Raw genomic sequence first — 14,138 nt, forward strand, 5'->3', positions numbered from 1 at the left:
ACAGCTACCTGCCAGTTGTGATTAGTATCGCTGAAAACAGGATGGAGTGACTATAATGGGTCGTTAGCACCGATTATGACCGTCTGCTTTAGGAAACTTAAACGCAACAATCAAGTAAACTTAATACTGCAAAAAAACAGCAAATCAACATAACTAAAATCTTATTCAAACCTTAAATACACAAAAAATTTATGAAGGCGATTAATGCTTTTATTTGAAATGTTTCTTGTAAGGCTTTAAGCTAGCACACGACAAAATAGTAAGTCTTTAATTTGAAGGCTTTTAAGCTTAAATAATGGAAAAATCATGAGAATGTGGCAATGTGTAGTATGCGGTTTGGTGTATGAAGAAGAAAAAGGCTGGCCTGAAGATGGGATTGCACCTGGGACGTCTTGGGAAGACGTACCTGCTGAGTGGACTTGCCCTGAATGCGGCGTTTCTAAGGCAGAGTTTGAAATGGTTGAATTTTAAGTAGTTAACCAGCTGGCATTAGCAGCTAAATACTTAGCATTTAAAGCTATGGCAACAAATTCACCTGCACATTCACAATCATCGTAGTCGCCATCAAGCCCAGCCCAGTAAAGCTGCCAGAAATGGGTGGAACTGATTCCGGGTTGCGCGCAACGGCTACAGCAATGTGGCGATTACCTGTGAGTTCGCCTGACGTCGGGTCAAATCCTTTCCAGCCAGTACCTGGCAAATAGACTTCAGCCCATGCATGAGTGGTCGCATTTCCAGCCTCTGTGGCTGGCGCATGTAAATAACCACTCACAAAGCGGCTCGCTAACCCTAAACAACGACAAGCCTCAATGAAAAGCGTCGCGTAATCTCGACAAGATCCGCTGCGCTGCGACAGTGTTTGCGAAGGTGATTGCACCCCCGCCTCTTCTCGCATTTGGTAGCGGAAATTTTGGCTAATATTCTGATTTAAATGCATCAGCAAGCTAAAGGTTTGCATGCCGAATAGGTTTTGTTGTTGCAGCCAAGTATTGACAACAGCTTGGTCATTATAAAAACTAGTTTGTTGAAAAATCGCCAAATCTGCTTGCTCGTCTAATGCGTAGGTAAATGGATATTGAGCGGCGTAGCTTTCTAACATAAAGTCAAAAGGCGCTTGTTCGTAATGTTGAATAACAACCTCACTAGCAATAGTGAGCTTATTTGAGCGTTCCAAGAAATTGACGATGGCCAGCGAGTTATCAAACACATCGCGTTGCCATTTAATAGTGTAAGCGGGCGTAATTTCTAACTTTGATGACTCAATGCGTACATCATGCCCCTCTCTTGGGCGCAATAACAACTTATGCTGATTCAACGTGACCTGAGCTGGGAATGTGTATTCAGTCAGGTGTTTAATGCGTAATCTTTGCATAATTTTAATTCACGAAAGGCTTAATTAGGTGCAGCATCTAACATCTCAACACTGACCGACATGGCTTGTGGATATAAAGCGGGGCCAAATTGGTTAAATATCGCCACATCAGCAGCATCGCGCCCATAAGCCACGGTGACACGGCCACCTATGGGATACGGTTGTGTCGGATCAAAGGTATACCAGCGCCCGCCCACGTAAGCCTCAAACCAAGCATGGAAATCCATAGGCTGTAGCCCGTGTAAGTAACCCACCACCATGCGGGCAGGAATACACAAGCCTCGACATAGCGCGATGCCCAAATGCGCCAACTCACGGCATACACCCTCGCGCTGCTGGTTAACTTCTACCGCAGATAACTGAAAGTGAATGGAGTCTGAATTAAACTTAATATTGTCACGTATCCAAGCCACGATGGTCGCGACTTGATCATAACCAGGTGTCACGCCAGCTACGAGTTCCTGACCTAGGTCGATAAATCGATCAGATTCGCAATATCGCGTAGGTAACAAATAGGTAAGCACATCATCAGGCAAATTTTGTACCTCATCAAAAGGTGCGCCTGCACAAACATCGATGTTGTCTGCGGTCATAATATCAGCAGATGTACGAATAGAAAATTCACCCGGCGGTGCGATAAGGCGCTGGCAAAGATTGCCATAGTTATCGGTATATTCAACCACTGGCACGCTAGGGTTAAGCGTATATGACTCGCGCGCGATCCATTGATTTAAGCCACTGCGCGGCCTGAGCATAAGGATAAACGGGGTTGCAATAGCCACATCAAAAGTAATATCACATCGAGTACGAAGCCACACAGTTGTTTTCCTTTAATGATTAAAGCAAGCGCGACGAAAGTCACACTTTTACAGCTATACTGCCCAGAAGATACAGCAATTACTATACCAACGCCTAGTAAATAAATAAGCTGGCTTTGATTAAAGTAATTTGAGTCTATTATTGCCTATAGGCGTTTTTTGTAACCATTCACTATTAGCATTAACGCACTAACTAAATACCTTAGCAATTTCCAATGCACCAAAATAGCGCGCCAAACAAATTAGACTTTATAAATTAAGTTTTTTACGTTCAACTTTTAAACTGCAATATGCCTGAAAGCCTCATTAAATATACATTTCTGTTACTTTAACCGTAGTTGGCACGCGCCTTGCAAGTAGGACTTTACTATGGCTTCTATTGATTATAAAAATAAACTGCTCACTGCATTTGATGAATCTGTAGATTCAAAAAAAAGTGTTAGACAGGTTTACGCGCCTTATGCTGACTGGTTAGCTGGCAAAGACTTTTCTCAACTTGCGCAAAAATCTCGCGATGCAGAATTACTGTTTCGACGAGTCGGTATCACCTTTGCAGTTTATGGCGAGGAAGAAGGTGCCGAGCGCTTGATTCCGTTTGACGTAATTCCGCGAATTTTAGCTGCAAGTGAATGGGGGAAGCTGTCAGATGGCGCTTGCCAGCGTGTGCGTGCACTCAATATGTTTTTGAACGACATCTATCACGGGCAGGACATTATCAAAGCTGGCATCATGCCAGAAAGCATACTGACTAACGAAATGTATAGGCCAGAAATGCAAGGCGTAGATGTACCGGGCGGCGTTTATGCGCACATCGCCGGTATTGATATTGTGCGCACCGAAGCTGATACATTTTACGTGCTAGAAGATAACTTACGAACGCCTTCAGGTGTTTCGTACATGCTGGAAGACCGTCGCATGATGATGCGATTATTCCCCGAACTCTTCAGACAATACCCAATTTCGCCTGTTGAACACTACCCACAACTCCTGCTAGAAAACCTTAGAGCCGTGGCACCGCGTGGCGCAACGAGTGATCCTACAGTAGTGTTGATGACGCCCGGCGCCTACAACAGTGCTTATTTTGAGCATGCGTTTCTTGCGCAACAAATGGGCATTGAGCTGGTTGAAGGTCGCGATATGTTTGTAAAAGGCAATGCCGTATTCATGCGCACTACGGAAGGGCCTAAAAAGATTGATGTAATTTATCGTCGTATTGATGATGACTTTATTGATCCATTAGCATTCAGGCAAGACTCTATGTTGGGTGTGCCGGGGTTGGTTTCAGTCTATCGCAATGGCGGTGTAGCACTAGCGAACGCCATCGGCACAGGTGTGGCTGATGACAAGGCAACCTATACCTACGTGCCGGACATGATTAAATTCTATTTGGGTGAGGAGCCAATATTGTCAAATGTGCCCACCTATAAACTCAGCAAAGAAGATGACAGGAAGTATGTGTTAGATAACCTAGCTGAATTGGTTGTTAAAGAAGTACAAGGCTCTGGCGGCTACGGCATGCTGGTTGGCCCGACTTCAAGCAAAGCGCAGATTGAAGAGTTTAGATTACGCATTTTAGCGGATCCTGATAACTATATAGCCCAGCCTACACTGGCGCTTTCTACTTGCCCAACCATGGTTGAGCAAGGGGTTGCGCCACGTCATGTAGACCTTCGCCCTTATGTATTAACAGGTAAAACAACCTCAGTAGTACCAGGTGCATTGTGCCGTGTGGCGATGACTGAAGGGTCTTTAGTGGTGAATTCATCGCAAGGTGGCGGCACTAAAGATACATGGGTGCTGCAATGCTAAGCCGCACCGCTGATCACCTTTACTGGATGGCACGTTATATTGAGCGTGCAGAAAACATGGCGCGTATGCTGGATGTGACTTATCGCATGTCGCTAGTACAAAACGCCGCGCAAAGTGAAGCTGCATTGTGGGTACCATTGCTACATATCTCTGACACCGTAGAAGATTTTCATAAAGCTTACGATGAAGTCACTGCGCACAATGTGATTTACTACATTGCAATGGATAGCCGCAATTTGTCGAGCATTTACAATTGCCTACGTGCGGCGCGCGAAAACGCTCATGCGGTGCGCGTGGCGATGTCTTCTGAAATGTGGGAGAACATCAATAGCTTGTGGCTTGAATTTCAGCAAATGGACAAAAAGCTGATTTTAGACAGTGGCTTGTCAGAATTCTGCGATTGGGTGAAATCACGTTCGCATCTGTTCCGTGGCGTGACTTACGGCACGATGTTGCGGGATGATGGCTTCCGCTTTACGCGATTAGGTGGATTTATCGAACGCGCCGATGACATGGCACGCTTACTCGATGTGAAATATCACCTTTTGTTACCTTCAGCAAGCGATGTAGGTGGCGCAGTAGATTATTACGAATGGAGCGCACTGTTACGTTCTGCCAGTGCTTATGAAGCTTATTTAAAAGTTTATCGCGATGCAGTAATGCCATTGCGCGTGGCTGAATTACTGGTTTTACGTCACGACATGCCGCGCTCGCTACATGCGTGTATGGATGAACTGACAACGATACTCGACCAACTGACGGGTGATGCAGGTCGTGAATGTAAGCGTTTGGCGGGTGAAATGCACTCAAGCTTACATTACGGGCGTATAGAAGACATTTTCAGAGGGGGCTTGCATGAATTTTTAGAAGCGTTCCTCAGACAAAACAATCGCTTGGGTGTTGAGATTCAGCGTACTTACCTGAATGCGCCAATTATTAACGAACCTGAAAAACCAAATGTTGGGGAATTACAAAGCCAAGGATAAGTGTTAACTGTAAAAATGAATCATTAAAGTGGGAGAATCGCGATGAAATTTAATATTGAACACCATACCCGCTTCGCATTCAACAAGCCTATCGGGTACACCATACAACAGTTACGCCTCACGCCACAGGATGGTTTTGGTCAGCGCGTGAGCAACTGGCAGGTGAAAGTAAGTGGGCTATCATCCACACAGCTTGATGCTTTCGGCAATACCACCCACACTTTGGTGATGGATACACCACACCAAGAAATTATGATTAGCGCCACAGGTGAAGTAGAAACTGATCTTGATTGGTCTACTGATTTATTAGCAAAAGATAAATCAAAACATGATGATTTGGCGCTGCCTATCTACCTGAGAAGTACTGCGCTCACTGAGGCCAATGATCAAGTAATTCAGTTCGCGCAGCAAGTTGCATCACAACACAAATCCATCAATCAAGATTTGCTAACGGCGCTGATGAATGAAATCTCACAAACCGTTATCTTAAATAAAACAACGGCTGAAAATCAACAATCAGCAATTACAACCTTAACCGCAGGCAAAGCTTTAAGTCAGGGTATGACGCATCTTTTTATTAGTTGCTGCAGGGCTTTAAAAATACCCGCACGATTTGTGCATGGCTATTGTTTTAACCCGATAACTAAGCAACTTGAAAACCATAGTTGGGCAGACGCTTGGCTAGTTGGCAGTGGTTGGCAAAGTTTTGATGTGGCCAATAATGCACCGTCAAATGGCATCCATATACGATTGGCTACCGGCTTAGACTATCGCGATGCATGCCCGATTAGCAGCGTGATGCACGATATTGGCAACGAAAAAATGTCAGTAAATTTTAAAGTACATGAAATGTCACAAATACAGCAATAACCGCATCAGTCTTTTCATTTATACCCAATAGTCACAGATATATTTACATTTCGGATGTCTTAATGAACTCATTGCAACACCAACGTCATGGCGACAAGGTCAATTCACCTTGGTTTGAAGAATTTCTACCCAAGCTTTTGGAAGATAGAAATCGAATCGGCTTAACTGATATGGTGCATGAAATTGACGCCATGATGATTACCGTTGAGCCAGGTTGCTCAGTGGCTTACATCAGCGAATTAGCCTTGATGACGCCGTATCATTATTTAGTCACGCTAGAATCAGAATCGCATTGGACGCATGTACTGCGTATTGATATGAATTCGCCAGATGTGATTATACGAGAAGTACGCGACCCCAATATACACGGCATTTTCCGCAGTTTGAATGATGTTTACCCGATAGGTGCGCATAAGCCAAACTCACGTTATATGGGCGAGATCTTTCGCGTAACTAATCAGCATGAAGTGGTTGAACTACAAAAAGCCCGCGAGATTCGCTTTTTTAATCAAGATCAAATTCGTAAATTAGAGCTGCCGGGCAATATGTCTATTGTCAAACCCTCACCCTATACACACAACATTGTGGGCTATTGGGAGCGGCCAGTAGGCGATATTCGCATTTACGCACTTGGTGTGAGTGTGATTCATGAAGATGTGAATCGTGGCTATATGGAAGCCAAAGAAACGCAAGCCAAACTGGGTTTAGATAAACTGATTTTACCAATTGACCATTTGGCAACACGAATCTACAGCCAAAATCGTGAAGTGGCGATACTCGAATATCTCACGCTCTCCAGCTATTACTACTGGGGTTCATACGACATTGCCAGCCAGAACTCATCGACCAACGTCACCAAAAGTGCGCATTATAGTAGCGAGCAAAAAAGTCCTGCTAAGGTTTTCACTGCGGCAAATCATCCCTATTTCGTTAATCACTTAGTCGGACTACCCTCACCTACTGAAAACTTTGTACGCAATTATGGTCCGCGTTTGCACCACATTGCACTGGGCGTGGCAGATGGCGAAACCAATGGTCAGATTAACATTGACTACGTAGTTGATGCGATCAGGGAAAAAGGCAAAGACTTCTTATTAGATGTGATTGGCTCACGCGAAGAAGGTCTGAAGCAGATTTTCTCTAGCGCCTCAGAACACTCTTCGCTCATCATTGAATACGTGCAACGCTTTGGTGATTTTGATGGTTTCTTCACCAAACAGAATGTGGCTGAACTGACTAAAGCGGCTGGGGTTGAAGAGAGTTTACGCCTACTGCAAGCTGAAAGTGCAAGCTAGTTTTGCCAGTTAGAAACACAACGATTTCGACTCTAAAAAGGTAACACACTAATGACTATTCGAGTCGCGCTCCACCATAAAACGGCTTATCACTACGATAATCCGGTACAACTTGCACCTCATGTTTTCCGTCTGCGCCCAGCGGCCCACTCGCGCACGCCCGTGAGTGCTTACTCACTTAAAATCACACCTGAGAATCACTTTATCAGTTGGCAGCAAGACCCATTCGGCAATTATTTGGCGCGTGTAGTGTTTCCAGAGAAATCTACCGAACTTTCAATTGAAGTCGATTTAATTGCAGAAATGACGGTGATTAATCCTTTCGATTTCTTTTTAGAAGAATACGCAGAAAATTACCCGTTTGCTTACCCAGAGCAATTATTGAAAGAGCTTGCGCCCTATCTTGAAGTGCGTGAACACGGCCCTTTGCTCAAAGCGTGGTTGGCGGAAATTGATGTTGGTAAAAAGGCGATTGTAGATTTTCTTGTGTACTTAAATCAGCGCGTCAATCAAACGATTAATTACTCCATTCGCATGGAAGTTGGCGTGCAAACTTGCGAAGAAACCCTAGACAAAAAACTAGGTTCTTGTCGTGATTCTGCTTGGTTGCTAGTGCAGGCCTTACGCCACATGGGCTTAGCGGCTCGATTCGTTTCAGGCTACTTAGTGCAGCTCACTGCTGATGTGAAATCTTTAGATGGTCCATCAGGTACCGAAGTCGATTTTACTGATTTGCATGCGTGGGCTGAAGTATATATACCTGGCGCTGGTTGGATAGGCTTGGATGCGACTTCTGGCTTACTCGCTGGCGAAGGTCATATACCACTCGCTTGCACGGCTGATTATGTCAGCGCGGCACCAGTGACTGGTGGTTATACAGGTCAAGCCAATATCGAATTTAGTTTTAGTAACAACGTGACCCGTATTCACGAAGACCCTCGCGTGACTAAACCTTATAGCGAAGAGCAATGGGTAGAGATCAACGCGCTTGGTCAAAAAATAGATACGGAGTTAGAAGCAGGCGATGTGCGCTTAACCATGGGTGGCGAACCAACCTTTATCTCTATCGATAACATGGATGCGCCAGAATGGAATATTGATGCGGATGGTGAAGAAAAGCGCGTGCTTGCTGGTAAGTTAGTCAGACGCTTGCGCGATAGCTTTGCACCGGGCGGCTTACTGTATTTTGGACAAGGTAAATGGTACCCCGGCGAACCTCTGCCGCGCTGGCAACTCGCCTGTTTTTGGCGTAAAGATGGCAAGCCAGTTTGGCGCAACCCTGAGCTATTAGCCGATGAAAACAAAGACTATGGTTTTAATCGCGAACATGCTGACACCTTCATTCGCGACCTTTCAAAACGACTAGGCCTCAAAGGTAGCCACATTTGTGCAGGCTACGAAGACCCGCTTTATTATTTATTAGCAGAAGGCCTACTACCGAATAATCTGAATCCGCTTAAATCAGACCTCAAAGATGATTTAGAACGGAAGCGCCTAACAAAGGTGATCACGGGCGATTTAGGTATGCCTGTTGGCTATCTGCTTCCGTTGCATTGGAGCTATCAGCGCAATGCATGGAGCAGCAGCGCTTGGGAGTTCAGGCGCGGCGAGATGTTTCTCGCGCCGGGTGATTCGGCCATGGGCTTACGCTTACCGTTAAACTCGTTGCCTTGGATTGCTTTTGAAGACCGCGACCATGAACACGAGCGCAGCCTGTATGAGGCTGTAGAACCACTAGCGGATATCGATTCTGAAGTGAGCCGTCGTTATAGCAAATTCACCAAAGAAAATATGCATAGCAATGAAATGGGTATGGTTGATGATGAGTCTGATGTTGAAGAATCTGCTCCCACTGACCCAGAATTCACGCCACATACTGCGCTATGCGTGGAAACCAGAGGCGGACGCTTGCATGTTTTTCTACCCCCAACCAATACGTTAGAGCATTATTTAGACATCATTGCCTCGATTGAAGCGACTGCCAGCACATTAAATATGCCAGTGGTGATTGAAGGTTATCAACCACCTCACGACTTACGCCTAACTCGCCTACCTGTTACGCCCGATCCTGGCGTAATTGAAGTCAACATTCACCCAGCCGCCAGTTGGGATGCTTTGGTGCACAACACAACCACTCTCTATGAACAAGCGCGCTTAACCAGACTGGGTTCTGAGAAATTCATGCTAGACGGCCGTCATACTGGCACTGGTGGTGGCAACCATGTCACGCTAGGTGGCATTACGCCAGCGGATAGCCCAATATTGCGCCGCCCTGACTTACTGCGCAGTTTGATTACTTATTGGCAGCACCACCCTTCATTGTCATACCTGTTTTCTGGCTTGTTTATTGGCCCAACCAGCCAAGCGCCGCGAGTGGATGAAGCACGTAATGACAGCTTGTACGAACTAGAAATTGCCTTCCAACAGATGCCCGATGGCGAAGTGCCGGCTCCGTGGTTAGTAGACCGCTTACTGCGCAATCTGCTAGTGGATATGACAGGTAACACACACCGCAGTGAATTCTGTATTGATAAACTTTATGCTCCTGGCTCAGATACTGGTCGCTTGGGTTTATTGGAGTTACGCGCCTTTGAAATGCCTCCACATGCGCAAATGAGCTTAGTACAGATGCTGCTATTGCGTACTTTGGTCGCACGTTTCTGGAAAGAGCCGTACAAAAAACCATTGGTGCGTTGGGGTACACAATTGCACGACCGCTTTATGCTGCCGCACTTTATTGCACGCGATATTGAAGATGTCGCGCAAGATTTACAAGCAGCTGGCTATGCGTTTTCTAAAGACTGGTTTGCACCTTTTATCGAATTCCGCTTCCCACGTTGCGGTACCTTAGAAATTCAAGACTTACAACTTGAACTTAGAACGGCAATTGAGCCTTGGCATGTATTAGGCGAGGAAATCACTAGCGGCGGCACAGCTAGATATGTCGATTCTTCCGTTGAGCGCTTGCAAGTCAAACTCACAGGCATCACTGGTGAACGCTATGCGATTACCTGCAATGGTCGTCGCTTGCCGTTACGCGATACTGGCACGCAAGGTGAAATGGTCGCTGGCGTTCGTTACCGCGCGTGGAATCCGCCTTCTGCATTGCACCCAAGCATAGGCGTACAAGCGCCGCTGGTATTTGATGTGATTGATACATGGAATGGGCGCTCTATTGGCGGCTGTACTTACCATGTCACACACCCGGGTGGTCGTAACTACGACACCTTGCCAGTTAATGCGTATGAAGCAGAAGGTCGCCGCGTGAGCCGATTTACGGTACTTGAACATACGCCGGGCAATATTAAATCACCGAAGAAATCTGCCAATAAGGCAGTGAAGCTAATGGAACCACCCACAGAGTTAAACAATCGCGAGTATCCATTTACTTTAGATTTAAGGTGGCATGCGAATTAGCAGGAATTAAATTTAAAGCCTCACTCTGTCATTCCCGCGAAGGCGGGAATCTAGGCAAGTAATTTATCTAACTGGATTCCCGCCTTCGCGGGAATGACGAGAGCGTAAGTTTTAATAGAAGTAGTAGTGTTTTAAATCATGTAATCCATTGAACATATTTGGTTTGAGGAATTGAAAAATGAATGCACCTATGACATCCGCTGAAACTGCGCTTAAAGAAAATATCCGTTACCTTGGGCGCATTCTAGGCGAGGTGATTAAAGATAACGAAGGTGAAAAAACCTTTGAAACCATAGAGGCAATTCGTCAATCTGCTGTGAAATTTCATCGTGAAGGTGACCAAGAATTTACACAAAAACTAGATGGTTTATTAAAAGAGCTGACCAACAGCCAAACCATTGCGGTGGCGAGAGCCTTTAGCTACTTTAAACACTTAGTGAATATTGCTGAAGACCTTTACAGCAACTACCAATATAGACTGGAAGAAAGCGTAGATGCACCAGGCGGCGTGGCGAACTCTATGCGTTCTTTCAAAGATGAAAAATTAGAGCTAAAGCAAATTGATGATTTCTTTAAATCAGCATTAATTTCACCTGTTTTAACTGCGCACCCGACTGAGGTCCAAAGAAAAAGTCTGTTAGATACTGAACAGGTAATTTCAGCATTACTCGCCAATAAAGCGCAACTCATGTCGCGCCAAGAAACCGAAAAAAACTCGCGCATGCTCTATGCTGCTGTCACGGCTTTATGGCAAACCAGAATGTTGCGTTTTGACAAACTGACAGTGAACAACGAAATTGACAACGCACTTTCCTACTACCGCTTGAGTTTGCTGGATGCGATTCCTGAACTATTACAGGATTTGGAACAAGATATCGGCGACCTGTTTGGTAAAACAGGTACAGAGCGCTATCAACTACCAAGTTTTCTGCAAATGGGTAGCTGGATTGGTGGCGACCGCGATGGCAACCCCAATGTGAACGCCGCCACCTTAGACATGGCGACCATACAACAATCCACCGTGGCGTTTGAGCATTATTTACGCGAAATCAGCAGTTTGCGCAAAGAGCTCACACCTACTACGCGCTTAGTCAAAGTTTCACAAGCATTGCTAGATTTAGCCAGCACCTCGCAAGATCAATCTCCGCATCGACAAGATGAACCCTATCGCCTTGCCATCATGGCGGTAATGGGGCGGCTTTCATTAAGTTTTCAAAATTTAATCGGTAGCGAATCTAGCCTGCATATTGAAACTAACGTTGCCGAGAACTTAAAACCTTACGCCAGCGCGGATGAGCTTTTAGCTGACCTGAATATTATTGCCAATTCATTGATTGAAAATCATGGTGAGTTGCTGGTTTACCCAAGGCTAGGCAAGCTTATTAAAGCGGTTGAAACCTTTGGCTTTCATTTAGCGACCATCGATTTAAGACAAAGCTCAGACGTACATGAAGCCGTGCTAAAAGAACTATTTGTGAATGCAGGCTACAGCTTTGACTATGCAGCACTCAGCGAAGCCGAAAAAGTAAATATCCTGCTAGAAGAACTCCGCCAGCCACGTTTGCTGTTCTCACCGTTTCAAAAATATTCAGACTTACTGCAAACAGAAATGAATGTGATTAGAAAAGCCCGTGAAGTACGTGCAAAATTTGGCAATCGCACGGTGCGACATTACATTATCTCGCACACTGAAACCATGTCTGACCTCCTTGAAGTGGCATTGCTACAAAAAGAAGCAGGCCTGCTGCGCGGTGCTTGGGGTTCAGCCAGCGTAGAGATGGAACTCAATATCGTACCGTTATTTGAAACCATTGAAGATTTACGCAACGCGCCAAAAATCATGAGCGAATGGCTGAGTTTGCTAGGCATACGCCATTTGATTCGCCATCAAGGCAATGAGCAAGAAATCATGCTTGGTTATTCTGATAGCAATAAAGATGGCGGCTTTTTAACCTCAAACTGGGAGCTGTATAAAGCCGAAGTCTATTTAGTTGAGCTATTCAGTCAGGCTGATGTGAGATTACGGTTGTTCCATGGCCGTGGCGGCGCGGTTGGTCGTGGCGGCGGCCCAACCTATCAGGCCATTATGGCGCAACCGCTCGGTACTGTTGCAGGGCAAATACGCTTAACGGAACAAGGCGAAATTATCGCCAATAAATTCTCAGACCCAAAAGTGGCAAGGCGCAATTTAGAAGCCTTTGTAGCCGCCACCATAGATGCTTCACTATTTCCGCAAGATCAACTACCCAAAACGCAACGCAGAGCTTATGAGATGTTGATGGATCAACTCTCTGCCAGTGCAATGCACGCTTACCGAGATTTAGTCTATGAAACACCAAGGTTTGCAGAGTACTTTTTCAGCTCAACTCCAATTTCAGAAATCGCCGATTTGAATCTAGGCAGCCGCCCTGCCTCGCGTAAATCCACACAACGCATTGAAGACTTACGTGCCATCCCATGGGGTTTCTCATGGGGGCAATGCCGACTATTGCTACCCGGCTGGTACGGTTTTGGCAGCGCAATAGATGATTATTTAAGCGCAAGCAAAGACGAAACCGACAAAGAACAACGCACCCTTATTTTAAGAGACATGCTCGCCGCTTGGCCTTTATTCAAAACGCTCATCTCCAATATGGACATGATGCTAGCAAAAACAGACCTCACAATAGCCGCCTGTTATTCAGAACTAGTGCAAGATGAAACACTCAGAACCCCCGTATTTGAACGCATAAAGAAAGAGCATGCACTCACTAACCAAGCACTCAATTTAATTCTACAAAACACCGAGCGCCTAGCCAACAACCCCACACTAGCCAATTCAATTAAAAACCGACTCCCCTACCTAGACCCACTCAATCACCTACAAGTCGCACTCATTAAAAGACATAGGAGCGGTGAAACCGATGTGCTAGTGAAACGCGCAATTCATTTGACGATTAATGGTATCGCGGCGGGGTTAAGGAATACAGGTTAACTTGCAATTCAGCCTGTTAATTTAACATTCAAATTAACTCACCCTCACCAACTCTTGCTACTATTTAGACTGATTACTTTGTAGGATGGGTTCTTGAACCCACGCCTGACTTACCTTGCAACATGCACCGAGTGGGGTTAAACCCCATCCTACGAATTTTATTTGCGCGATAAATAATTTAAAATCACCTAATGTCACACTACCGTCGCGCTAATACCACAAATGCCACTTACTTTTTCACGGTGGTTACCTATCCTCGGCAAACATTTTTATGTGATGAATCTGTTCGCAAAGCTTTAAGAAACGCTATTGAAAAGGTGCATGCGCAATAGCCGTTTGAGATTGACACCTGAGTTTTGCTGCCCGACCATATTCACACCATTTGGGCGGTGCCCGAAAACGATGCCAATTTTTGATTAGGATGGCAGCTCATCTAACACAACCGCGTCTCTTGATACCTGTTCTTATGCCTTCAAAATATGCTATAAGAAACGTAAATTAAAACTATTCATGAATTAATCGGTCTAGAGTAGAGTATAAAAAATTGCGCTATCCCAGCAATCTAGTTGAAGTCGAAGTTAAATTTTAAAAATTAAT

9 protein-coding genes are annotated in these 14,138 nt (G+C 45.2%); 7 read left to right on the forward strand and 2 right to left on the reverse strand.

Features of this window, described 5'->3' with window-relative positions; genetic code table 11:
• The first annotated feature begins 306 nt into the window (after window positions 1–306).
• Entirely contained in the window at window positions 307–471 is a 165-nt protein-coding gene (locus PSU72_RS10975) for a rubredoxin (RefSeq protein ID WP_300432536.1), read from the forward strand.
• A gap of 46 nt (window positions 472–517) precedes the next feature.
• On the opposite strand, the gene PSU72_RS10980 is transcribed toward PSU72_RS10975, so the two are convergent.
• Both PSU72_RS10980 and PSU72_RS10985 read right to left on the reverse strand, forming a co-directional pair.
• The gene (locus PSU72_RS10980) at window positions 518–1,372 is read right to left on the reverse strand and encodes a transglutaminase family protein (RefSeq protein WP_300432538.1); all 855 of its coding nucleotides are present in this window, start codon (window positions 1,370–1,372) and stop codon (window positions 518–520) included.
• Between the two features lie 20 nt (window positions 1,373–1,392).
• Window positions 1,393–2,190, reverse strand: a complete 798-nt coding sequence (locus PSU72_RS10985; protein ID WP_300432539.1) for a transglutaminase family protein — start codon at window positions 2,188–2,190, stop codon at window positions 1,393–1,395.
• A gap of 369 nt (window positions 2,191–2,559) precedes the next feature.
• Between PSU72_RS10985 and PSU72_RS10990 the strand changes: the two genes are divergently transcribed.
• The 6 genes from PSU72_RS10990 (at window position 2,560) to ppc (ending at window position 13,541) form a co-directional block, all read left to right on the forward strand.
• A complete protein-coding gene (locus PSU72_RS10990) occupies window positions 2,560–3,999 on the forward strand; it encodes a circularly permuted type 2 ATP-grasp protein (protein WP_300432541.1) in 1,440 nt (479 codons plus the stop codon).
• A complete protein-coding gene (locus PSU72_RS10995) occupies window positions 3,993–4,985 on the forward strand; it encodes an alpha-E domain-containing protein (RefSeq protein ID WP_300432667.1) in 993 nt (330 codons plus the stop codon). The genes PSU72_RS10990 and PSU72_RS10995 overlap by 7 nt, the downstream gene beginning before the upstream one ends.
• A 42-nt stretch (window positions 4,986–5,027) precedes the next feature.
• On the forward strand, window positions 5,028–5,855 hold the full coding sequence (locus tag PSU72_RS11000) for a transglutaminase family protein (RefSeq protein WP_300432542.1): 828 nt from the start codon (window positions 5,028–5,030) through the stop codon (window positions 5,853–5,855).
• Window positions 5,856–5,917: 62 nt separating this feature from the next.
• The gene (locus PSU72_RS11005; protein WP_300432544.1) at window positions 5,918–7,150 is read left to right on the forward strand and encodes a hypothetical protein; all 1,233 of its coding nucleotides are present in this window, start codon (window positions 5,918–5,920) and stop codon (window positions 7,148–7,150) included.
• Between the two features lie 51 nt (window positions 7,151–7,201).
• Window positions 7,202–10,567 carry a transglutaminase family protein gene (locus PSU72_RS11010; protein WP_300432545.1) on the forward strand — a complete coding sequence of 1,122 codons (3,366 nt, stop codon included), beginning with the start codon at window positions 7,202–7,204 and terminating at the stop codon, window positions 10,565–10,567.
• A gap of 178 nt (window positions 10,568–10,745) precedes the next feature.
• A complete protein-coding gene (gene ppc, locus PSU72_RS11015) occupies window positions 10,746–13,541 on the forward strand; it encodes a phosphoenolpyruvate carboxylase (RefSeq protein WP_300432546.1) in 2,796 nt (931 codons plus the stop codon).
• Window positions 13,542–14,138 lie beyond the last annotated feature (597 nt).

This window comes from Methylotenera sp. (assembly GCF_029945535.1).
GTDB lineage: Bacteria > Pseudomonadota > Gammaproteobacteria > Burkholderiales > Methylophilaceae > Methylotenera.